This is a genomic window from Devosia alba (assembly GCF_039938915.1).
GTDB classification, from domain to species: Bacteria; Pseudomonadota; Alphaproteobacteria; order Rhizobiales; family Devosiaceae; genus Devosia; species Devosia alba.
Genome location: NZ_JBDUUI010000001.1, coordinates 41728 through 64637 on the forward strand (window position 1 = coordinate 41728; position 22910 = coordinate 64637).

At 61.5% G+C, this 22910-nt stretch carries 22 protein-coding genes; 3 read left to right on the forward strand and 19 right to left on the reverse strand.

The genetic code is table 11. The features are described from left to right. Positions 1 to 3: 3 nt before the first annotated feature. The 3 genes from cofE to ABFY71_RS00205 form a co-directional block, all read right to left on the reverse strand. Complete coding sequence (gene cofE, locus ABFY71_RS00195; RefSeq protein WP_347944172.1) at positions 4 to 840, reverse strand: coenzyme F420-0:L-glutamate ligase; 837 nt, start codon at positions 838 to 840, stop codon at positions 4 to 6. Between the two features lie 29 nt (positions 841 to 869). Then, positions 870 to 1880, reverse strand: coding sequence for a glucose-6-phosphate dehydrogenase (coenzyme-F420) (gene fgd / locus ABFY71_RS00200; protein WP_347944173.1), 1011 nt, complete (start codon positions 1878 to 1880; stop codon positions 870 to 872). A gap of 222 nt (positions 1881 to 2102) precedes the next feature. Next, the gene (locus ABFY71_RS00205) at positions 2103 to 2876 is read right to left on the reverse strand and encodes a hypothetical protein (protein WP_347944174.1); all 774 of its coding nucleotides are present in this window, start codon (positions 2874 to 2876) and stop codon (positions 2103 to 2105) included. A gap of 212 nt (positions 2877 to 3088) precedes the next feature. On the opposite strand from ABFY71_RS00205, the gene mazG reads away from it, so the two are divergent. Beyond that, the gene (mazG, locus tag ABFY71_RS00210) at positions 3089 to 3898 is read left to right on the forward strand and encodes a nucleoside triphosphate pyrophosphohydrolase (protein WP_347944175.1); all 810 of its coding nucleotides are present in this window, start codon (positions 3089 to 3091) and stop codon (positions 3896 to 3898) included. A 98-nt stretch (positions 3899 to 3996) separates the two neighbouring features. Here the strand turns inward: mazG and hflX are convergent, their stop codons facing one another. From hflX to dusB, 7 genes are all read right to left on the reverse strand, one after another. Then, positions 3997 to 5373: a GTPase HflX gene (gene hflX / locus ABFY71_RS00215; RefSeq protein WP_347944176.1), complete on the reverse strand. Its 1377-nt coding sequence runs from the start codon at positions 5371 to 5373 to the stop codon at positions 3997 to 3999. Between the two features lie 9 nt (positions 5374 to 5382). Continuing rightward, entirely contained in the window at positions 5383 to 5634 is a 252-nt protein-coding gene (hfq, locus tag ABFY71_RS00220; protein WP_305579772.1) for an RNA chaperone Hfq, read from the reverse strand. Positions 5635 to 5816: 182 nt separating this feature from the next. Further along, on the reverse strand, positions 5817 to 7199 hold the full coding sequence (gene ntrX / locus ABFY71_RS00225; RefSeq protein WP_305579771.1) for a nitrogen assimilation response regulator NtrX: 1383 nt from the start codon (positions 7197 to 7199) through the stop codon (positions 5817 to 5819). Next, complete coding sequence (locus ABFY71_RS00230; protein WP_347944177.1) at positions 7199 to 9535, reverse strand: sensor histidine kinase NtrY-like; 2337 nt, start codon at positions 9533 to 9535, stop codon at positions 7199 to 7201. Before ABFY71_RS00230 ends, ntrX begins: the two co-directional genes overlap by 1 nt. Before the next feature lie 229 nt (positions 9536 to 9764). Next, positions 9765 to 11213 carry a nitrogen regulation protein NR(I) gene (gene ntrC / locus ABFY71_RS00235; RefSeq protein WP_305579769.1) on the reverse strand — a complete coding sequence of 483 codons (1449 nt, stop codon included), beginning with the start codon at positions 11211 to 11213 and terminating at the stop codon, positions 9765 to 9767. Continuing rightward, positions 11210 to 12343, reverse strand: coding sequence for a two-component system sensor histidine kinase NtrB (locus tag ABFY71_RS00240; protein ID WP_305579775.1), 1134 nt, complete (start codon positions 12341 to 12343; stop codon positions 11210 to 11212). The genes ntrC and ABFY71_RS00240 overlap by 4 nt, the downstream gene beginning before the upstream one ends. Further along, a complete protein-coding gene (gene dusB, locus ABFY71_RS00245; protein WP_347944178.1) occupies positions 12343 to 13341 on the reverse strand; it encodes a tRNA dihydrouridine synthase DusB in 999 nt (332 codons plus the stop codon). Before dusB ends, ABFY71_RS00240 begins: the two co-directional genes overlap by 1 nt. A 154-nt stretch (positions 13342 to 13495) precedes the next feature. Between dusB and ABFY71_RS00250 the strand changes: the two genes are divergently transcribed. Together ABFY71_RS00250 and ABFY71_RS00255 are read left to right on the forward strand one after the other, a co-directional pair. Further along, entirely contained in the window at positions 13496 to 14707 is a 1212-nt protein-coding gene (locus tag ABFY71_RS00250; protein WP_347944179.1) for a bifunctional 2-C-methyl-D-erythritol 4-phosphate cytidylyltransferase/2-C-methyl-D-erythritol 2,4-cyclodiphosphate synthase, read from the forward strand. Beyond that, on the forward strand, positions 14707 to 15225 hold the full coding sequence (locus tag ABFY71_RS00255; protein WP_347944180.1) for a CinA family protein: 519 nt from the start codon (positions 14707 to 14709) through the stop codon (positions 15223 to 15225). Before ABFY71_RS00250 ends, ABFY71_RS00255 begins: the two co-directional genes overlap by 1 nt. Before the next feature lie 6 nt (positions 15226 to 15231). Here the strand turns inward: ABFY71_RS00255 and ABFY71_RS00260 are convergent, their stop codons facing one another. From ABFY71_RS00260 to ABFY71_RS00300, 9 genes are all read right to left on the reverse strand, one after another. Then, complete coding sequence (locus ABFY71_RS00260; RefSeq protein WP_347944181.1) at positions 15232 to 15675, reverse strand: type II toxin-antitoxin system RatA family toxin; 444 nt, start codon at positions 15673 to 15675, stop codon at positions 15232 to 15234. After that, positions 15675 to 16628: a lipoyl synthase gene (gene lipA, locus ABFY71_RS00265; protein ID WP_305579764.1), complete on the reverse strand. Its 954-nt coding sequence runs from the start codon at positions 16626 to 16628 to the stop codon at positions 15675 to 15677. The genes ABFY71_RS00260 and lipA overlap by 1 nt, the downstream gene beginning before the upstream one ends. A gap of 15 nt (positions 16629 to 16643) precedes the next feature. Next, positions 16644 to 16901 carry a GlsB/YeaQ/YmgE family stress response membrane protein gene (locus tag ABFY71_RS00270; RefSeq protein ID WP_347944182.1) on the reverse strand — a complete coding sequence of 86 codons (258 nt, stop codon included), beginning with the start codon at positions 16899 to 16901 and terminating at the stop codon, positions 16644 to 16646. A 109-nt stretch (positions 16902 to 17010) separates the two neighbouring features. Beyond that, positions 17011 to 17268 carry a GlsB/YeaQ/YmgE family stress response membrane protein gene (locus tag ABFY71_RS00275; protein ID WP_347944183.1) on the reverse strand — a complete coding sequence of 86 codons (258 nt, stop codon included), beginning with the start codon at positions 17266 to 17268 and terminating at the stop codon, positions 17011 to 17013. 195 nt (positions 17269 to 17463) lie between these two features. Then, entirely contained in the window at positions 17464 to 18903 is a 1440-nt protein-coding gene (lpdA, locus tag ABFY71_RS00280; protein WP_347944184.1) for a dihydrolipoyl dehydrogenase, read from the reverse strand. A 30-nt stretch (positions 18904 to 18933) separates the two neighbouring features. Beyond that, entirely contained in the window at positions 18934 to 19563 is a 630-nt protein-coding gene (locus ABFY71_RS00285) for an SGNH/GDSL hydrolase family protein (protein WP_347944185.1), read from the reverse strand. Between the two features lie 165 nt (positions 19564 to 19728). Further along, on the reverse strand, positions 19729 to 21108 hold the full coding sequence (locus ABFY71_RS00290) for a pyruvate dehydrogenase complex dihydrolipoamide acetyltransferase (protein WP_347944187.1): 1380 nt from the start codon (positions 21106 to 21108) through the stop codon (positions 19729 to 19731). An 11-nt stretch (positions 21109 to 21119) separates the two neighbouring features. After that, a complete protein-coding gene (locus ABFY71_RS00295) occupies positions 21120 to 22511 on the reverse strand; it encodes a pyruvate dehydrogenase complex E1 component subunit beta (RefSeq protein ID WP_347944188.1) in 1392 nt (463 codons plus the stop codon). 1 nt (position 22512) lies between these two features. Beyond that, entirely contained in the window at positions 22513 to 22908 is a 396-nt protein-coding gene (locus ABFY71_RS00300) for a hypothetical protein (protein WP_347944189.1), read from the reverse strand. Positions 22909 to 22910: the final 2 nt, after the last annotated feature.

The following is a 22910-nucleotide window of genomic DNA, read 5'->3' on the forward strand; positions in this document are numbered from 1 at the left end:
GGATCAATCCTGCTTCTGCTTGACGCGGGGGGATGGAGTCTGACCGCCATCGCGCATCTCGGCGAGCGCGGCGTCATAGCCCAATCGATAGGCTTCAGCCGAGCCAAAGCGGAACATGTCGTCATCGACGGAGCGGACCAGTGTGCGCGCACCGGGCGCATCGGGGCCCGCTACCAGCCGACCGAGGCCGCGCACCACGGCCACCGGAATGCCGCTGGCCTTGCCCTTGACCAGATCGGCAGCCCCCGCCAGTTCATCGGCCAGCACCGTTATCGTGACCTGCAAAGGCCGCCCATTGGCATCAACCCCGCCACGCATGTCGTCGGTGACGATGACCCCGGCGGCCCCAATGGCCACATCTGTCTGTCCAACCCGCCATGGCCGGCCGAACGTGTCGGTGATGACGATGCCAAGCCGAACGCCGAACCGCTCGCGCAGGCCAGTGCACAGGCGCCGCGCCGACGCGTCGGGATCATCGGGCAGTCGCAGCGCGATACCATCGGGCACATTGGAGGTATCGATGCCCGCTGCCGCCATGATCAAGCCATGCCGGGTCTCCACGATCTGCGTCACACCGCCCGGATGCACGCGCTCCGCCACGACGCGCACAGTCTCCGCAGCAATCGCCTTGTCACGGTCCGCAGCAGAAAACTGGCAACCTTCGGCCTTGGAGACAATCTTGCTGGTCACCACCAGAATATCGCCATCCTCAATCGCTGCACTGGCATCATCGACGGCCTGCGCCGCAACTGCGTCGGCGATCAGCGCCACCAGGTCGTCGCCTGCGTCAATTTCGGGGATCCCGGTGATACCCCACACCGAATATCGCGGCACTCTCATCGCTTCCGTCCATATCTGGGAGTAGGGGGCTACTGCCCGGCCGCAGCCAGGGCCCGCAGTCGCGGCAGAATTTCCTTGGCGTACAGGGCCAGGAACCGACTTTGGTCATCACCGGGCGCGTGAAATACCAGATGGTCGAACCCGTAATCCATATAGCTCTTGATTGCCCGCACATGCTCGTCGGGATCGCTCGAGACGATCCAGCGCTTGGCAATGCGCTCGATTGGCAATTCCGCGGCCAGACGCTCCATTTCCGCCGGATCGTCGATCGAGTGCTTTTCCTCGGCGGTCAGCGACAACGCGGCCCAGCCGCGCGTATTGTTCAGCGCTGCCTCCGCATCGGTATCGAACGAGACCTTCACCTCAATCATCCGCTCGAACGGCTTGTCCGCTAAGGCTGATTCTGCCCGACCGGCCAGCACATTGGGAAGCAGCTGGTCGACATAGAGCTCGGCCCCTTTGCCGGAGGTGCAGATGAAGCCGTCGCCGGCGCGACCGGCATATTTGGCATTGAGTGGGCCGCCGGCCGCCAGATAGATCGGCACCATTTCGTCGGGCTTGTCGTAGATCGTGGCGTTTTGCGTCTTGTAGAATTCGCCCTCGAACGTCACCCGATCTTCACTCCAGAGTCGGCGGATCAAGGTTACAGCTTCGCGCAGCCGCGCCGAACGCTCCTTGAGTTCTGGCCAGACCATGCCGGTGGATGGCACCTCATTGAGCGACTCGCCGGTACCCACACCCAGAATGACCCGACCGGGAAACATCGAGCCCAATGTGCCAAAGGCGTGCGCGACGACGGAGGGATGCAGCCGGAAGGTCGGCGTCAGCACCGAGGTACCAACAACGATACGCTCTGTCTTGGCCAGTACGGCAGCGATCCAGGCGGGCGCAAACGGGGCATGACCGTCCGTGTGTTTCCACGGCTGGAAATGGTCGCTGACAAATACCGAGTCGAACCCGGCCTGTTCGGCTTCGATGGCGAATTTGAGCAAAGCGTTGGGCGCGAATTGTTCGGCCGAAGCCTTGTATCCGAAGCGCACATCTTCCTCCTCAGTCAGCGACGCAATATCTTGCTATCGAAGAGTTTTGACCAAACGGTCAAAACTGTCCATCGGATTCGTACATTTACCGGGCCCGCGCTACAACTGATGCAAAATCCCTGCGCTTTGGCCAGTTTGATACATCAAAAAGTTCCATAATATATATTATGCGAATGACGGAGATAGCAAAACTGCCTGCCAACTTTGCCGCTGTCGCCCCTGTCAGGCCGAGAAATCAGTGCTGGCTGTCCCTGCCATGCCCTGGGTGCCGAACTGGGCGATGAGCCGCGTGATCAGCGCGTGCGACAGACTCGCCGTCTTGACCTTCTCGGTCTGCCCTTCCGCCGTCAGCGGCTGGTTGTCCGCCGCCGCTGTTTCAGTCGCCGTGTCTGCGCCATCCTGCATCTGCGCCATCCTGGCGCGCATGGTGGCAATTCTGGCTTTGAGCTCAGCGCTGGGTTCGGTGACCTTGAGCATCGTCGGGTCGATCCGCTGGCCCACCGTGATGTCGTCCAACGTCAGCGCATTGCGGTCGGCACCGGGCCGGAACATCACCAAGCTATTGGGCAGCGCACCGCCATCGAGCACCCTGGCCAGGTTCAGCACGCGGTCGGCCTCGACCTCGTCGCCACTCAGCACCCCATTATCATCGGCGTCGACGCGGCTGAAATACTCCTGCTTGAGGGTATCGGCCTGCTGCTGACGTTCGGCCGGACTCAGGAGTTTCATGTCCCGCAGATCCTGCAGGCTCAGCAACTGCCCCAAATTCTCGTCGGAGACCAGTTTGTCGGGCCATTCCGTCGCCGACAGCGCGCCGTCGCCGCCACTGTCATGCGTGGCCAGAATGGCGGACGACTTCTGCCCCTGGCCGATCGAATCCAGCACGGCAGACAATTCGTCACCTGAAACCGTGCTGCTCTTGTCCTTGTCCACCAGCTGAAAAAGCCGGTTCAGCAACCCTGCCCCAACGGCGCCGCCAGATCCTACACTTGTCATGCCCATCGCTCCCATGGCCAGCAATGTGCGTCACCATGCAAGCGCCGGGCCAACTCAGAAGCCCGCAAAACCGGCATTAAACCAGCACCATGAGCAGCTTAGCGCGTCAGCGCGGCAGTTTTTGCCCGTTCAACCCGGCAAGTTTGTCGTTGTGCCAGCGGGAAACAGGTTACATTGCCAGCGCCGAATCCTCCTTGTCCGAAAGCCCGCTCATGCAACCCTCCCGCGACATTTCCCGCCTGATCGAGATCATGGCCGCACTGCGCGATCCGGATGGCGGCTGCCCCTGGGATCTGGAACAGGATTTTTCCAGTATTCGCCACTACACCATCGAGGAAGCCTATGAAGTTGCCGACGCCATTGAACGGCAGGATTTTGGCGATCTGCGCGAGGAACTGGGCGATCTGCTGCTGCAGCCGATCTACCACGCCCAGATGGCAAGCGAGGCCGGCCACTTCGATATTGGCGATGTGATCTATGGCATTACCGAGAAACTGATCCGCCGCCATCCGCACGTGTTTGGCCAAGACGCGGCCCAGGGCGCAGCCATGGCCAAGGGACGCTGGGAGGCCATCAAGGTTGAAGAACGGGCGGCCAAGGCCGCACGCAAGGGCGACGCGACCCCTTCCCTGCTCGATGACGTGCCCCACGTCCTGCCGGCCCTGGCCCGGGCTGAAAAGCTCACCAAACGCGCGGCCAAGGTTGGCTTTGACTGGCCTGATTTCGCTTCGGTACAGGCCAAGGTGGCCGAAGAACTGGCCGAAGTGGCCAAAGCCAAGACCAGTGGCGATCAGGCCGCGCTGCACGAGGAGATTGGCGACCTGTTGTTTGCTGTCGCCAATCTGGCCCGGCAGGCAGGCGTCGATGCCGAAGGGGCGCTGCGCGACGCCAACTTCAAGTTCAACCGGCGCTTTCACCATGTCGAGGCGCGGTGCCGCGAAGATGGGATCGAACCCAGAGATGCCGGTCTGGCGCGCCTTGACAGCTACTGGAACGAAATCCGGGCCGCCGACAAGGTTTAGAGCATTTTCAGCAAGAACTAGCTCTACTTTTCCGGTTCGGAAAAGCGACCAATAAGAGCCTGGAGCGATTTGGCGATTCAGCGCAGCGGCAAAATACTCTAGGCGTCTGAACTATCGATCCGGCCGTTGAAGCGCTCCAAAAACGCCGTCTTGTGGCGCGGCTCCACCCGTACCACAAAACCGGTACCGGCCTCGGTGGGTTCATCGCGCGAAATCACCTCGGTATGCGAGTGCAGCCAGCCAATGTCGCCACCCGCGCTGTGCGGCACCTGCACGTGATAGGTTCGGCTTTTCTCCCCCAATGCCGTCTCAATGGCCAGCAACAGGGCATCGATCCCCTGCCCCGTCACTGCTGATACGGGCACCACGGCGGCAACCTTGCCCACCGGCGTAATGCCGGCAAGTGCGCCCTCAAGCGGTAGATCGTCCCGTCCCAACAGGTCAATCTTGTTCCAGACCTCAATGATCGGCGTGGTTTCGGCCGAAACACCCAGATCGGCCAGCACACCGATAACATCCAGTGCCTGTGCCAGATGGTCCGGATTGGCGACATCACGGGCATGCAGGATCACATCGGCGTCGATCACCTCCTCAAGCGTGGCGCGGAACGCTGCGACCAGATCGGTCGGCAAATCGGCGACAAAGCCAACCGTATCGCTCAGCATGACGTCGCGGCCATGCGGCAGTTCCAGCTTGCGCACCGTGGTGTCCAGCGTGGCAAATAGCAAATCCTTGGCGAACACGTCCGATCGCGTCAACGCATTGAACAAGCTCGATTTTCCGGCATTGGTATAGCCGACCAGCGCGACAATGGGCGTACCTTCGCGTTGCGAACGCTGCTGCATACGGGTCTTCTTGACCTTCTCCAGCCGATCCTCAAGAAACACGATGCGGTCCATGATCTGGCGCCGATCACTTTCGATCTGCGTCTCGCCCGGGCCACCCATGAAGCCGCTGCCACCGCTGCCGCGCTGGCGTTCAAGGTGCGTCCAGGAGCGAACGAGACGGCCCTTCTGATAGTTCAGATGGGCCAGTTCGACCTGCAGCACGCCTTCACGCGTTGCGGCCCGGTCGCCAAATATCTCCAGGATCAGTCCGGTCCGGTCCAGCACCTTGGCGCCGGTTTCCGTTTCGAGATTGCGCTGCTGGATCGGCGTCAGTTGTGCATCAACCAGCAGCAGATCAATTGTCTCGTCCTTGACGCGCGCCGCCAGGGTCTCGGTATGGCCGCCGCCGATAAAGGTCGCTGGCTTGATTTCGCGGACCTTGATGACCTCGGAAAAGATGATGTCGAGCCCGATGGCCTCGGCCAGCCCCTCGAATTCGGCCTGACGCGCCTCGATGGAATGCTGCGAGAAGTGCCCCCGCACATCAGGCACCACAACGCCGACGCGGAACGGCCGGTCGCGCTGGTCAATAAACGCCTTTGGGCCGCCCTTTTGGACGGCCTCGTCGTCGTCATCAAATTCGTTCATGTAAACTCGTTAGTCACTGTCTTGAGGCTGCTCGGGATCGAACAGCTGGATTGGCGCGCCTGGCATGATTGTCGAGATGGCGTGCTTGTAGACAAGCTGCGACTGCGCGTCGCGGCGCAGTAGCAGACAGAAATTGTCAAACCAGGTGATCACCCCCTGCAGCTTGACGCCATTCACCAGAAAAATGGTGACTGGCACCTTCTGCTTGCGAACGTGATTGAGGAAGGTATCTTGTAGGTTTTGCTGCTTTTCGCTGCCCATGGAGGCCTCTAGTTTCGCGGCATTGCTTGTCGCTGTTGTCGTTGCGCTTGCCCGCCTGCCGGCAACGGACTGCCGCCCAGTCCGCCCGCTGTGCATTTATCACACACCCAGTACTATGGCACAGTTACAATTTCATGCCTACCCGGACTAAATGCATGGCAGGGTACGAAAAATCACCTTCGCTACAACCCCAATGACTTGATCTTGCGGTGCAGCGCGCTACGTTCCATGCCGACAAATTCTGCCGTCTTGGAAATATTTCCGCCAAACCGTTCAATCTGCGCCAACAGATACTGCCGTTCGAACACTTCGCGCGCATCGCGCAGCGGCAGGCTCATCAGATGGGCGGAGGCATCGGTATCGCCAACGGTCGGCAGCACTTCACCAATATCAGACGGCAGCATGGCTGCGGTGATCAAGCCATCCTCAGGCTGCTGGTCTTTCATCAGAATCAATAGCCGCTCGATGGAGTTACGCAATTGCCGTGCATTGCCCGGCCATTCCTGCGCCTGCAGTACGGCCATGGCGTCGTCGCCTACGGTTAGGCGCTGCAGATTGTGCATCCGCGCCACCTGCTCAATGAACACCTGAACCAGTGGCGGCACGTCCTCGCGACGTTCCTTCAGCGGGATCAGGGGCAGCGGCACGATCGAGAGCCGGTGGAACAGGTCCGAGCGGAACTCGCCACTCTCGACCTGGGAAGCCACATTCTGTGAACTCGAGGCGATGATCCGGACGTCGATGGGTACCGCCTGGGTGCCACCGACCCGGTTGAAGCGGTTTTCCACCAGGGTGCGCAGCAGCAGTGCCTGGGTCTGGGCCGGCAGCGTGGTCACCTCGGACAGATAAAGTGTGCCCCCATGGGCCTTCTCGAGTGCCCCGACCTCCACTTTGAGAATGCCGCTCTTCTCGCGCATTTCGCGTCCGAACAGCACAACGGGGACTTCCTCGGGAGCATAGAGCGATGCATTGATCTCGACAAAGGGCGAATCGGCGCGCGGGCTGCGCTGATGGATCATCCGCGCTACCAGACCTTTGCCGGCCCCCGACGGGCCGGAAATGAAGATGCGCGAATTGGTCGGCGCCGACTTCTCGATGGTCGCCCGGATCGCCTGCAATGCCCCTGAGGTACCGACCATGTCGATATTCTTGCTGGCTGAGCGTTCCTTGAGCTCTGCCACCTCATTGCGCAGCCGCGTTGCCTCCATTGCCCGCTGGGTAATGTGCAGCAAACGATCAATCTTGAAGGGCTTTTCGATATAGTCATAGGCACCGCGGCGAATGGCCGAGACGGCGGTTTCGACATTGCCATGCCCCGAGATCATCACCACCGGCATGTCCGGATGCTGGCTCTGGAACACATCAAGCAATTGCAGCCCGTCCAGCCGTGATCCCTGCATCCAGATATCGAGGAACACCAGGCTGGGCCGCCGCCGGGCGATTTCGTTGAGACCGCTATCAGCATCATGGGCCTGCCGGGCCTCATAGCCCTCATCCTCCAGAATGCCGGCGATCAGGTCGCGGATATCGTCTTCGTCATCGATGATCAGGATATCGAGTGCCATTATTTGTGAACCGCCGCTGATTGAAGCGACTCCTCCTGTGGAGCGGTCGGAGCGGACAAATCTGCCCCCTCATCTGCCGCAAACGTCTTGATGGGAGATTGCAAAGGCAGTGTGAAAGTCACGCAGGCCCCGACCCTACCGGTAGCGTCTGGCTCAGCGTCGACCAGTTCAACGATACCCCCGTGCTGCTCGATGATCTTGGCCACGATGGCAAGACCAAGGCCGGTGCCCTTTTCTCTTGTCGTCATATAGGGCTCAAGCAGGCGCTGCCGGTTTTCTTTGGGCCAACCCTTGCCATTGTCCGATACTGAAATTCGCGCATGGTTACCCTCAATGTGACCCTCCACGGTAATGACGGGTTGCAGATCTTCACTGCGATCGACCAATTCGAACGATTCCACAGCGTTCTTGATCAGATTGGTCAGCGTCTGGGAGATCAGCCGGACGTCACACCATGCCACGATTGGCTCATCGGGCAATGTGGTGACGATGGAGATTTCCGGCAACCGCACGCTCTCAAGAAACACTGCCTGCCGCACGGTGTCAGAGAGGTCCGCAAGTTCGGGCGCCGCTTCGGGCATGCGCGCAAAGGCCGAAAACTCATCGACCATGCGGCCAATATCGCCCACCTGCCGCACAATGGTATTGATGCACTTGTCGAAAATTTCGCGGTCACCCTCAAGCTTGGAGCCATAGCGGCGGCGCAAGCGTTCGGCGGACAACTGGATCGGGGTCAGCGGATTCTTGATTTCATGGGCAATCCGGCGGGCCACGTCGGCCCAGGCGCTGATGCGCTGCGCCGATTCAAGGTCGGTGATGTCGTCAAATGTCAGCACATAGCCCTTGGATTCAGTGATGGACCCTTCCCGCGTCAACTGCACCTGATAGGTCCGCCGATCGGCTTCATTGCCCAGCTGGATCTGATCGCGAACCTGGCCACGCCGCGCCGAACGTGCCCGCTCCAGAATGGGGGCCAGTTGCGGCATGGCCACCTCGATGCGCTCACCCATCAGCCCAATTTCGTCGCGTCCCAGCATCTCGCAGGCCCGCGCATTGACCAGCGTCACGGTGCCGAAAGGATCGAGCCCGATAATCCCGGCCGACACGCCCTCCACTACCGCCTCGGTAAACTGACGACGCTTCTCGTTCATTTCATTGGCAGCCAACAGAGCTTCGCGCTGGTGTTTAAGTTGCTGCGTCATGCGGTTGAAACCGCTGGACAAATCACGCAAGTCACCTCGGCCTTCTTGCACCGGAACCTGGACGTCCAGGTCACCGCCGCGCACGCGTGTCGAAGCGATCATCAGGTTGCGGATCGGGTCCACGAAACGGTTGGCCAGGGCAATGCCAATCCACAGTGCCGCCAGCAGCAGCACCACGGCCAGGCCGACATACATGATGGTGAAGGTGATCTGGAACACCAGCCGATTGGAGGCATATTGCCGATATTCGGTAATGTTCTCTTCGGTCAGCCGCATGTATTCGAGCACTTCGGCTTCCACCGGTCGGGCCACGAACAGAAAGGTGTCGTCATATCCGCGCAGCTTGATCACCGAGCCGACCAGATTGACCCGCCCCGGGGCAATGGCCGCCGGAACGCCTTCAACCAGCCCGGTCGTAATCCCGTCGGGCAATTTTGGATAGGCGCCCTGCACCGCAATTTGCGCCCGCATCAGAGTCTCGCCTTGGCTGTTGACCAGTGAGGTAAACGGCAATGAACGCGTTACGGCCAGGGCCGTCAGAATGCCCTGAAACCGTTGCGGATCGCTGTCATAGGTCGGCTTGGCCTGCTCGAGTTCAGTGGCGGTCCAGATAATGTCATCGCGCAGCACCTGCGCGTGTTCGAGCATGTAGGAGCGCGCCACCAGCCGCGAACTCTCCACCATGGCGCGTGTCCGTTCGCTGAACCACTGATCAAGCCCCTGATTGAGCGCAATCGTCGCCACAACCGCCACAATGGCCGCGGGGATCGCCGCTACCAGGGCAAACATCGTGACCATGCGGATCTGCAACCCGGCGCCGGCCTGTTTGCGTATGCGGGCCTGAAACAGCAGCGCCGCCTCGGTCACCACCAGGGCAATCACCAGCAGGACCAGCACACCCGTGACAATCCAGATCACGGTCCACACCGTGGCCGATGGTTCAATATTGGTCGCGCCCGTCAGAATCAGGAACGAGATTGAGGACATCATCACCGAGGCAACGACGACCACAAAGCCCAGGACGCGGAGCGGCGCATTGCTGCGCATGCCGAATAGTGGCGCGCGTGCAGGCTTGCCGGCGTCATCTCCCGAAGCCCGCCTTGGCTCGTCTTCGCTGGTGGTTAGATCACTCATAAATGCCGAATGGCACTCCATTTCCGACCGCAAGCGGCGAGCCTGACGCAATTCGCCGGACCCTTCAAGACAATTGTTGCCAAAATGTGACACCGATCGCCGTCGCCGATGGCGGCAAAACACACCGGTGGCGTGTTTTCAGGCGACCGGGCGCGAAGCGCTACGCTCGCAGGGCCAGATTGTACCACAAAACCGAACTGGTGGACTCTGGTGCCAGGACCTGGGGTCTCTAACCGTTCCGCCGGCTGTGCTTGACGATCTCAATGCTATGCGTGCGGATCTTCTTGCGCAGCGTGTTGCGGTTGAGCCCCAGCAGGTCCGCTGCCTTGATCTGATTGCCGCCGCAGGCATTGAGCGCCATGGCAATCAGCGGTGCCTCAACCCGGTCGATCACGCGCTGGTAGAGCCCGGGCGGCGGCAGCTCCGGTTCATACTCGCGCAGCACCTGGCCGACATGGGTTTCTACCGCCATGGACACATCGATTGGCCCTGCCGGACCGGACGGCGAGTTGTGCTCGACGATGTTAAGCTCGTTCTGCACGATTTCGGCCGAAATGCTCTCATCGGCATAAAGCGCCGACAACCGCCGCACCAGGTTCTCCAGCTCGCGCACATTGCCCGGCCAGGAATAGTTCTGCATCAGCTTGATGGCTTCCGGTGAGATCGACTTTACCGGCTCACCCTCGCGCTGCGCCACCTTGAGAAAGTGCAGCGCCAGATCACCGACATCATCAACTCGCTCGCGCAAGGGCGGCAGGCGGATCGGCACCACATTGAGCCGATAGTACAGATCCTCGCGGAACAGTCCCTGCCGGATCATCTGGCTGAGATCGCGATGGGTTGCCGCCACGATGCGCACATTGGTCTTGATCGCGCTGCGACCGCCAACCATGGTGTATTCGCCCTCCTGCAGCACGCGCAGCAATCGGGTCTGAGCATCCATCGGCATATCACCGATTTCGTCGAGAAACAGCGTGCCCCCCTCGGCCTGCTCGAACCGGCCAGAAGAGCGCGTATTGGCGCCGGTGAAGGCACCCTTCTCGTGGCCGAACAGTTCGGCCTCAATCAGATCGCGCGGAATGGCCGCCATGTTGATGGCCACGAAGGGGCCGTTGCGGCGCTTGCCGAAGTCATGCAGCGCCCGCGCCACCAGCTCCTTGCCGGTACCGCTTTCCCCGGTAATCATCACCGTCAGATCGGTCTGCATCAGCCGCGCCAAGGCACGATAGATGTCCTGCATCGCGGTTGAGCGGCCCACTAGCGGCATGGTTTCACCGGGCTCTTCGGCATCGCGCTCGGCTTTGGTTGGCTTTTTGGCATCCGCCAGTGCCCGCGCCACCACCGAGAGCACTTCGGTGATGTCGAAGGGCTTGGGCAGATATTCATAGGCCCCCACTTCGGATGCACGGATGGCCGTCATGAAGGTGTTTTGCGCACTCATCACGATCATCGGCAGATCGGGCCGCAGCTTCTTGATCTTGGGCATCACCTCAAAGGCGTTGCCATCGGGCATCGCCACGTCGGTGATCAGAATGTCGCCCTCGCCCCGGCTCACCCAGTTCCACATGGTGGAGATATTGCCGGTCGGTCGGACTTCATAGCCGGCGCGGGTCAGCGCCTGATTGAGTACCATGCGGATGGCGGCATCGTCATCGGCGAGCAGGACAACGTGGCTCATGCCATTCCCTCTTTTTGTGAATTCTGGGCGGGACCGCTCGCCACGGGTAGTAGAATGCGGAATTTGGTGCGGCCGGGCCGGCTGTCACAATCAATCACCCCGCCATGATCGCCGACAATCTTGGCGACCAGCGCCAGCCCCAGGCCGGAGCCGTTCTGCTTGGTGGTGACAAAGGGGTCAAACAGGAAGGGCAGGATATCGGCCGGCACACCCGGACCATTATCCTCGATGGTGATTTCGAGCGGCAGCGAGATACGCTCGGAGACGCCGGTTACCGCAATGCGAATGCCGGGCCGGAACGCCGTTGAGAACTTGATCTCGGGATTCTGTGTCCGATCAAGGGATTCCGAGGCGTTCTTCACCAGGTTCAGGAAGACCTGGATCAACTGATCGCGGTTGCCATGCACCGGTGGTAGCGATGGATCATAGTCTTCCGAGAAGGCAATGCCGCGCGCCACGCCATTGCGCGCCAGCAGTTTCACCCTGTCCAGCACGACGTGGATATTAATGGGTTCGCGCTCCATCGGCCGTTCATCGCCAAACACTTCCACCCGATCGATCAGATGCACGATTCGGTCGGTTTCCTCGCGGATCAGGCGGGCCAGCGGGATTTCCTCGCTGGTCACGGTCTGCTCCAGCAATTGGGCCGCACCACGAATGCCCGAGAGTGGGTTCTTGATCTCATGCGCCAGCATCGAGGCGAGCCCCGTCACCGACCGTGCAGCGCCACGCGACACCATCTGCCGGTCGATCTTGTCGGCCATGGTCCGTTCCTGGATCAGCAGCGCCACTCCCCCGTCATTGTCGGTCAGCGGGCTGGCGAATACGTCGGCGATGCGTTCATCGCCAAACCGCGACGACCCCACCAGCACCCGATACTCAGTCATCGGGGACCGCCGCAGCGCGACGGTCTCCACCAGGCTGATAATGGGTGAACCAAAGGCGATCAGATCGTCGAGTCGATGGCGGATCAGCACACTCTGGGAGGCGCCAAAAAACGCTTCAGCCGCATAGTTGACGAAGACGATCTGCCGATCGTCGCCGCACACGATGATCGGCTGGGGCAAGGCTTGAATGACCGCTGCGGCAGAAACCGAGATGGCAGCGTCTTTGGCCTCAATTGCGCTCATCATGCAGCCTTCCGGTCGTCTGAAAAAATGTCGCCGATCATGGTGAGTACCGCGGCGGGGGTGTCGTTATTGAGAAGCGCAGCGCGGGTTGGCTTGTCCAGATCGATACCCGCTGCCGCCAGATACCAACCCAGATGCTTGCGCGCCGCCCGCAGGCCGACGGCCACGCCGTATTCGACCAGCATGTCCTCATATTGCTCGCAGATCAGCGCCACCAGCGCCGCGCCGCCCGGCTGCTCCAGGGGCACCTTGCCACCCAGTGCCGCGCCAATCTGGCCGACCCGCCAAGGTTGCCCCTGCGCCCCGCGCCCCAGCATCACAGCCGCTGCCCCCGATAACTGTAAGGCCTCGCGCGCCGCATCGAGGTCCACAATGTCGCCATTGACCACCACAGGCACGTCAACGGCCTCAACCACGGCACGCACCAGTTCCCAGCGCGCACTGCCCTTGTAGAATTGCTGCCGGGTGCGGCCATGCACCGAGATCATCTGCACCCCTGCGTCGACGGCCCGCCGCGCCATCTCGGCGGCATTGAGGCTGTCATCGTCCCAGCCCAGTCGCATCTTGATGGTCACCGGCAGCGGCGTCGCCGCCACGACGGCATCCACCAGCGTCATGGCGTGGTCGGGCACCCGCATCAGCGCTGACCCGGCAAAGCCATTGGTCACCCGCTTGGAAGGGCAGCCGAAATTAATATCGATAATGTCGGCGCCGGCATCATGGGCCAGCTTGGCGCCGCGGGTCATCCACTCAGCCTCGCAGCCAGCCAGTTGCACCATGTGCGGCAAGTGGTGGGGCTTGCCCAGCCGGCGCGCCATATCCTTGTTGCCGGTAGCCAGCGCGGTGCTGGCGATCATCTCGGAAACCACCATGCCTGCGCCGTAGCGCTCCGCCATCTTGCGGAATGCCAGATCGGTAATGCCGGCCATTGGCGCCAAGAAGGCATTGTTGTGGACCGAATGGTTCCCGATGCGCAATGTGGAGGCATTTTCAGACACGAACTGCCCCATAAATGGTCAAAGGCGGAAATATGCCTGTATAATAGTCAAGCACCATCCTGGCGCAATAGCTTTCTCACTCCCGAGCCGTTCGGCAGCCCTGCACTTGCCGCATGGGAGAGCCGACGCTAGACCATCTCAATGTGACTGTTTCTTGTCCGAGTTCCTGGCTGCCATGCGCTCAAAATCCATTGCCGTTATCATCGTCGCCGCCGGCAGAGGCGAGCGCGCCAATGCTCATACTGCTCCCGATCCGAAACAGTACCGCCCGCTTGGCGGCGTTCCCACGCTCACCCGAACGGTTGGCGCCTTTCTCGCGGTGCCCGAGATCACCAGCGTGGTGGCGGTGATCCACCCCGATCATGCCGACCGTTACGCGGCGCTCAAGCTGGTTGATGATCGGCTGCTGCCGCCCATTATCGGCGGCGACAATCGCCAGGCCTCGGTATTGGCCGGTCTCAAGGCGCTGGCACCCGCTCGGCCCGACCTGGTGCTCATTCAGGACGCTGCACGCCCCTTCGCCACCCCAAAGCTCATCAGCGACGTCATCGCCGCACTGGCCCGGTATGACGGCGCCCTGCCCGCTCTTGCCGTCACCGATACTATCAAGCGGTCATCTGATGGCACCCAGATCGTCGCCACCGAGGACCGCCAGCAATTATTCGCGGCTCAGACGCCGCAAGGCTTCCGCTTCGGACAGATTTTTTCGGCGCATATGCGCGCCGCCACCATCCGGCGACAATTCACCGATGATGCGGAGATTGCCGAATGGGCCGGGCTCGGGGTGGCCATGGTCAAGGGCGATCCCAACAACCTCAAATTGACCTATCCCGGCGATTTCGCGCGGGCCGAACGCATCTTGTCTGGAGATCACGTCATGGAAACGCGCATTGGCACCGGCTATGACGTGCACTCGTTCGAGCCTGGCGACCATATCTGGCTTGGCGGCGTCCGTATTGCCCACAAGGCCCGTTTGAACGGGCATTCCGATTCCGATGTTGCACTGCATGCCCTGACCGACGCCATCTATGGCGCCATTGGTGCAGGCGACATTGGCGTGCACTTTCCCCCTTCCGACATGCAGTGGAAAGGCGCTGCCTCCACCATCTTCCTCAAGCACGCCGGCGGACTGGTCACCAAGGCGCAGGGTCGGATCATCAATCTCGACGTGACAATCGTCTGCGAAGAGCCGAAGATCGCTCCACACGCACCCGCCATGCGGGCTGTGATCGCCGAGACCCTGGGGATTGCGCCCGCGCGCGTCGCCATCAAGGCAACAACAAGCGAGAAGCTCGGCTTCGTCGGGCGCCAGGAGGGGATCGTGGCCATGGCCAGTGCCAGCATCGAAGTGCCGAGGGTCGATTGATGGTAGGCAAACCTGCTTCTGCTGCCACCACGGCCACTGATGCGGCCCGCCGTGTCATCGAACTGCTGACCGACGCCAACCGGACCATGGTCACCGCCGAAAGCTGCACCGGCGGCATGCTTGCCGCCGCGCTGACCGATATTCCGGGCGCCTCCGAGGCGTTTTTCGGTGGCTACGTCACCTATGCCAATGAGGCCAAGTCGCGCATGATCCATGTGCAGGCCCGGCTGATCCGCGATTATGGCGCCGTCAGCAATCAGGTCGCCCGCGCCATGGCCGACGGCGCCCGCAACACGGCGCACTGCGATTACGCCGTGGCGGTGACCGGCATTGCCGGGCCCGACGGCGGCTCCGAGAAAAAGCCGGTGGGTCTGGTCTATATCGCGGTCTCAACCGAATTGGCGACGGTGGTCATCGAGCACACGTTTGGTGATCTTGGTCGCGCCGAGATCCGCAAGGCCAGCGTCGCCGCGGCACTTGAGCTGGTGATCGAGGTGCTCACCAGCACGAATGACTGACTGCCGCTAAGCGCCGAAGCGCCGGTCTGCCTCTTCGACAAATGCCTGCATGATCTGTTCCTGCTTGGCCGCGAAGGCGGGCTCGGCGACCGCAGCGACAAAGGGATTGGAGATCTTGAAGTCGATCTCGAAGCGCACCCGCGTCCCCATCCCTTCCGGCTCAAACCGCCAGACGCTGTCGAGATAGGCAAAGGGACCGTCAACTGCTGTGGCCCGAATGGTCAGCGCCTCCCGATCGGCCGTGACCCGGCTGGTATAGGCCTGGGTGATGGGGCCGAAAGCCAAGGTCATTTTTGCCAGTCTGATGTCTGCCGCACCCGCTCCTGGGGCCTGACGCACCTCCATCGCCCTGCAGTTGGGGATGAAGCGGGGATAGTCGCCGAGATCGGCGACGATCTCGAACATGCGCTGCGGCAAATGGGGCACATGCCGTTCAAAGTATCGCTTCATCAGTGACCGAGCTTAGCCATCCGGGCTGCCTTGAGCGCGGCAAAATCCTCGCCGGCATGGTGAGACGAGCGGGTCAGCGGGCTGGAGGACACCAATGAAAAGCCCTTGGCCGTTGCTACCGTTGCGAACGACTTGAACTCATCGGGCGTCACGAAGCGGATCAGCGGTGTGTGCTTTTTGGTGGGCTGCAAATATTGCCCGATCGTCAGAAAATCCACCTCGGCCGAACGCAAGTCGTCCATCAATTGCAGCACTTCATTCCGCTCTTCGCCCAAGCCCACCATGATGCCCGATTTGGTGAACATGGTGGGGTCGAGTTCCTTGACCTTCTGCAGCAGCCGGATCGAATGGAAGTAGCGCGCGCCGGGGCGCACTTTGAGATATTTCGACGGCACGGTTTCCAGATTGTGGTTGAACACATCCGGCTTGGCCGCCACCACAATCTCCAGGGCCCCAGGCTTGCGCAGGAAGTCTGGCGTCAGCACTTCAATGGTGGTTTTCGGGTTACGGGCCCGGATCGCCAGGATCACATCGGCAAAATGCTGCGCCCCGCCATCGGCCAGATCATCACGATCCACCGAGGTGATCACCACATGCTGCAGTCCGAGCTTCTCGACCCCGTTGGCGACGTTTTCGGGTTCCCTGGGGTCCAGCGGCCCGGGCATGCCAGTGCGGACATTGCAGAAGGCGCAGGCGCGGGTGCAGATTTCGCCCATGATCATCATGGTCGCGTGCTTCTTGCTCCAGCACTCACCGATATTGGGGCAGCCGGCTTCCTCGCACACCGTCACCAGCCCGTGCTCGCGCACGATGGCCTGGGTTTCCTTGTACACGGGCGACCCTGGCGCTCGAACGCGGATCCAGTCCGGCTTGCGCAACACTACGCTGTCAGGCCGATTGGCCTTTTCCGGGTGACGGGGCTTGAGCGCTGAGGTGTCGATCAGAGTGACCACGGGATGTCCTGACTTCTATGCAATCAACCGTGCCAATAGCACGACTATGATGGCGCCAATCGTGGAGGTTACAATTTGCCGCACCAGTGCATTGCTGATGCCCAAATTGATCCCCAGCGCCGAAAACAGATAGCCCCCGACAAACGAGCCGATCAGGCCGCTCACCAGATAGGTGATCAAGCCGCCGCCGCCCACCACGAGGCTGGCCAGAAACCCGGCAACCAGCCCGATTCCGATGAACATCAGCATTGATCGATTATTGGTGTCGCCCATCGTAAAGCCCCTGCCCGTGGTTTGTCGTTCCGGTAGTGCCATCTTCAGTCCCCCTGACGTTGTCCGCGTGATATTGCCACGCACAGGTCAGGCTTCAAGGCCCCACGCTCTACCGCGTGATCAACCGCGCCACCAGAATCACCACAAGGGCACCAATTGTGGCAGTGATGATCTGGCTGAGCAGCACATTGCCGATCGGCAGTGAAATATTGGCCACCGAGAGCAGCCAGCCGCCGACAAAGGCACCGATCACCCCGACGATCAGATTGCGCAGCAGACCGCCGCCGCCCAGCACCAGTCCGGCCAACCACCCGGCCACGAGGCCAATGGCGAGGAAAATAAGCAGTTCCTGCATACCGACAGTCATGGCGTCATCTCCGTGTTGCGTTGCATTCCAGACCTCCACTGAGGTGCTGTCAGTCTTGGTTGTGCGTAACCGCTAACTTCAGGGACAACCACCCCGGGACCGCTGTGATTACCGAGCTTTCCGACGCTGCCATTGGGGCTGGCACCTGTGGATAACCTGTTGAAAACCTGTGCACTGATCGTGCCCCGGCCTCCGCTACATGTTCAGCGCGCGACCATAGGCGTCCAGCACGCTTTCCTTCATCGTCTCGCTCAGCGTGGGATGCGGGAAGATTGTGTGCATCAATTCTTCCTCGGTGGTTTCCAGATTCATCGCCACCACAAAGCCCTGGATCAATTCGGTTACTTCCGCACCGACCATATGCGCGCCGAGCAGTTCGCCGGTCTTGGCGTCAAAGATGGTTTTGACCAGTCCGTCCGGTTCGCCCAGCGCGATCGCCTTCCCATTGCCGATGAACGGGAAGCGACCCACCTTGATCTCGCGCCCGGCTTCCTTGGCCTTGGCTTCGGTCAGGCCGACGCTGGCCACCTGCGGTTCGCAATAGGTGCAGCCGGGCACCAGCAGCTTGTTCAGGCCGTGCACCTTCATGCCGGCAATCTTTTCCACGGTGATTACCGCTTCATGCTCGGCCTTGTGCGCCAGCATGGGTGGACCGGCGACGTCGCCAATCGCCCAGATGCCCGCAACGCTGGTCTGGCCATAGTCATCGATGACGATGGCGCCGCGCTCGGTTTTGACCCCGACCGTCTCAAGGCCAATGCCCTCGATATTGCACATCACGCCAACCGCCGAGATCAGCTTGTCGCCGGAAATCTGCTGCGTCTTGCCGTCCTTGAGTTCGACATGGGCCGTGATGCCGTCCTTGGTCTTTTCAACTTTCGTCACCTTGGTGTCGGTCAGGATCTTGATGCCGCGCTTTTCCAGCCGCTTGCGGGCCAGCGCCGAAATCTCGGCATCTTCCACCGGCATGATCTGCGGTAGCAGTTCGATAATGGTCACCTCGGCGCCCATCGAGCGGTAGAAGGAGGCGAACTCGACGCCGATGGCACCGGAGCCCATCACCACCAGTGATTTGGGCATGGCGGCGGGCTTCATCGCCTCGAAATAGGTCCAGATCTTGTCGCCATCGGGCTCAATGCCCGGCAGCACACGGGGGCGCGCGCCCGTCGCGATGATGATGTTCTTGGCCTTGTAAGTGCCCTCACCCAATGGCTTTTTTGGCACCGGCCCCTGGGGTTGCACAATGGTCTTCTTGGTCGGCGCAACCTTGACTTCACCGGGCTTGGTGATCACCGCCTCGCCCCAGATGATGTCGACCTTGTTCTTCTTCATCAGGAACTGGACGCCATTGTTCATCTGCGCCGCAATGTCGCGCGAGCGTTTGACGACACCGTCCAGATCGAAGCCGAATTTGTCAGCAGTCAGCCCATAGTCCTTAGCGTGGCTCATATGGCCGTAGATCTCGGCCGTCCGCAGCAGCGCCTTGGTGGGAATGCAGCCCCAGTTGGAGCAGATGCCGGCCATGTGCTCGCGCTCGATAATGCCTACCTTCATGCCCAATTGCGCGCCGCGAATGGCCGCAATATAGCCGCCGGGACCGGCGCCGATAACGAGAAGGTCGTATTGGTCAGCCATTTGGGCCTCCAGAATGGTCGATGAAGCGGGTCATAGACCCAGCATGGATTTGACGACAGGGATCAGTCCCTCGCCGATGGCGCGCGTATTGGCCGCGTCGAGATGGACCCCGTCGATGGGCGAGGCCGTGGCGACCGAAGCCGCATTGAAGTAGCCGACGCCGAGGTCGCTTGCCGTCTGGGAATAGTAGTGATCGAACAGGACATCATCGGCGCTGCGCGGTGAGACGCTGGCCGGCACTGCATTGCGCGGCGATGGCACGGTCAGCGGCGGCGCCACCAGCAGCACTTGCGGCGCGTCACCATAGCCATATGGGAAGGTACGGACGATTTCGGCGAGCCGCTTCATGCCATTGGCGGCCGCGAAGGCCGAGCCGGTGACGAAGGTCTTGATGTCATTGCTGCCAAGCATGATGACGACGAGATCAAGCGGCTGATGTGTATCGAGCAACGTCGGCAGCACCCGTGCCCCATTGCGGTCCGACGCCACGGTCCAGTCGTCGGAAGCGGTGGTCCGGCCGTTGAGTCCCTCGGCGATCACCCGTGCCTCGCCAAGCCCAGCCTCCAGTACGGATGGCCAACGGTCGGCATAATCATGCCGGCCGCCCTTGGGAGAAAAGCCCCAGGTCAGGCTGTCGCCAAAGGCGAGGATGGTCTTCATACGCCCTCCCCTTTGGTGGCGAGATAGCGGATGGACCAAACACCCACCGAGTCATTCCCGCGCGGGCGGGAACCTCCGTTGTCCTGCCACTGCATCGCCAGACGGAGGTTCCCGCCCGCGCGGGAATGGCTCTGTGGGTGAACGGGCGAACTCATCGCAACCATCCTAGGCCAGCATCATCACGGGGTTTTCAATCAACCCCTTGAACACGCCGAGCACTTCTGCGCCCAGGGCACCGTCAACTGCGCGGTGATCGCAGCTCAGCGTCACCGTCATGAAACTGCCGATCTTGATCTCGCCCTTGTCGGGATAGACCCGCTCCTCGCCCACGCCGACCGCCAATATGGTACCATGCGGCGGGTTGATCACTGCCGCAAAGCTGGTGATGCCGAACATGCCCAGATTGGAGACCGAGGAGGCGCCGCCCTGATATTCATGCGGTGCCAGCTTCTTGGACTTGGCGCGCGTCGCCAGGTCCTTCACCGTCTCGGAAATTTCGCGCAGGCTCAGCGTGTCGCAGCTCTTGACCACCGGGGTGAACAGCCCGCCGGGCACCGCCACGGCAACCGCCACATCGCTGCGCTTGTGATAGAGAATGCTGTCGCCTGCCCAGGTGGCATTGGCCAGCGGCACGCGCTGCAGGGCGACGGCCCAGGCTTTCATCACGAAGTCATTGACCGAGAGCTTGTAGGCGGGCTTGCCCTCCTTGCTCTTGGGCGCCTGGGCATTGATCTGTTCGCGCGCCGACAGCAGGGCGTCGATGCGGCAATCCAGATTCAGGTAGAAATGCGGCACGGTCTGCTTGGATTCGGTCAGGCGCGCGGCCACCACCTTGCGCATGCCATCATTGGGCACCGCCTCGTAGCTGCCTTCTTCGTACATCGCCAGGACCTGCGCCTTGGTCATGCCCGTCGCGGCCACACCTGCAGCAGCGGGTGCTCCGACGGCAGAAGGCGACGCGGCCTTGAGCGGGGTCGCGCCGGACTTGGCCGCTTCCACATCCGACTTCACCACGCGGCCCTTGGGACCGGTGCCTGAGATGGCGGCAACATCAATGCCTGCTTCCTTGGCGAGGCGCCGCGCCAATGGGGACGCAAACACCTTGTCGCCGGTCGATTTTGTCGGGGCCGGCGCTGCCTTGGCACTTGGTGACGGCGCTGGCGCTGCCTCGGTCTTGGTAGCCTCGGCCTTGGCTGGCTCGGCAGTCTTGGCGGGTGGCGCTGCCTTGGCTGCATCATCTTTCGGTGCTTCGGCCTTTGGCGCCTCGGCTTTGGGCGCCGCAGCCATATCGTCGGCGCTCTCGCCTTCCTGCAGCAACACCGCAATTACGGCATTGACCTTCACATTGTCGGTGCCTTCAGCGACCAGGATCTTGCCGATCTTGCCCTCATCGACCGCCTCGACTTCCATCGTGGCCTTGTCGGTTTCAATCTCGGCGATCACGTCACCGGAGGAGACGGTGTCGCCCTCCTTGACGTGCCACTTGGCAAGCTTGCCCTCTTCCATCGTCGGAGAGAGCGCCGGCATGGTGATATCGATTGGCATCCCGGATCTCCTTACGAACGGTAGGTGACGGCATTGACCGCCGCGATGACGTCATCGACATGCGGTAGTGCCAACTTTTCAAGGTTGGCGGCATAGGGCATCGGCACATCCTTGCCGGTCACGCGCATGACTGGCGCATCGAGATAGTCGAAGGCCACCTCCATGACGCGGGCTGACAATTCAGCGCCAATGCCGCCCTGTGGCCAGCCTTCTTCCACGGTGACCATGCGACCGGTCTTTTTCACCGACTCGATGACCGTATCACTGTCGAGCGGCCGCAGCGTGCGCAGATCGATCAATTCGACATCGACCCCAGCCGCGACCAGCTTCTCGGTCGCCTGGGTGGCGTAGCGCATACCCATCGAGAACGAGACAATGGTGACATCGGCGCCCTTGCGGGCGATGCGGGCCTTGCCGATGGGCAGCAGGAAATCGTCCATCTTGGGGACGAGGCCGGTCGAGCCATACAGGATTTCGTTTTCGAGGAAGATCACCGGGTTGGGCGAGCGAATGGCGGCTTTCAGCAGGCCCTTGGCGTCGGCCGCGCTATAGGGCGCAATCACCGTGAGGCCAGGAACATGGCTGTACCAGGCCGAGTAATCCTGACTGTGCTGCGCACCAACGCGCGAGGCGACGCCGTTGGGACCGCGGAACACCATGGGTGCCGTCACCTGGCCGCCCGACATATAGAGCTGTTTGGCCGCCGAGTTGATGATCTGGTCGATCGCCTGCATGGCAAAATTCCAGGTCATGAATTCCACGATCGGCTTCAGCCCGGCAAAGGCCGCGCCAACCGCCAGACCGGCAAAGCCATGCTCAGTGATCGGGGTATCAACGATACGCTCGGGCCCGAATTCCTGCAGCAGGTTCTGGGTGATCTTGTAGGCGCCCTGATATTCGGCGACCTCCTCACCGATCACGAATACATCCTTGTCGCGGCGCAATTCTTCGGCCATCGCCTCGTTCAGCGCCTGGCGCACAGTCATTTCGACCATTTCCACGCCCTCGGGCAGATCAGGGTCGTCCTGCGCCACAAATTTAGGTGCTTCGGCCGCTTGCGGTGCCTTGGCCTCGGCCGGCACGGTGGCCGCAGCGGTTTCGGCCGCAGGTTCGCTTGTTGCGGCCTGCTCGGCGACCTTGGGCGCCGCCTCGCCGGCTTCCTCGCCCTCGCCCAGCACCAGAGCGATCGGGGTGTTGACCTTCACGCCCTCTGTGCCTTCTTCGATCATCAATTCCTTGACGACACCGCTATCGACAGCTTCGACTTCCATCGTGGCCTTGTCGGTTTCGATCTCGGCCAGCACATCGCCGGGCGACACGGTGTCACCGACCTTGACCAGCCACTTCGACAACGTCCCCTCTTCCATCGTGGGCGACAGCGCGGGCATCAGGATTTGAGGCATATCAGCTCTCCGAAAGAGGGACGCCGGGCATGGCCACACGGCGAAGGTCAGTATTAAAGGCAAATTCGGCGGGAAGAACCCGCGGATCGTTGATCAACCGGGGCGCTGCGGCGGCCTGTGCCCCCGAACCCTGGTTGACCGCCCATCCGCTGAGCAACACACCCAGCACGATGAAAATCAGAAAGGCGATGGTCGCCCGCTTGTAGATCGCGATCTGGGCCGCTGCGGCCGGACCGGCCTTGGCTTCCAGCGTGGCGAACTTCCACCAGCCCAGCACCATGAACGATCCCAGATCTTCGCTGGCCGGCGCCTGTCGCACGATCTTGATGGCCTGCATGGCCGCCACAACCAGCGACAGAAGGGCAAAAACGGCGATCACTCCAAGCAGCACGCTCATCG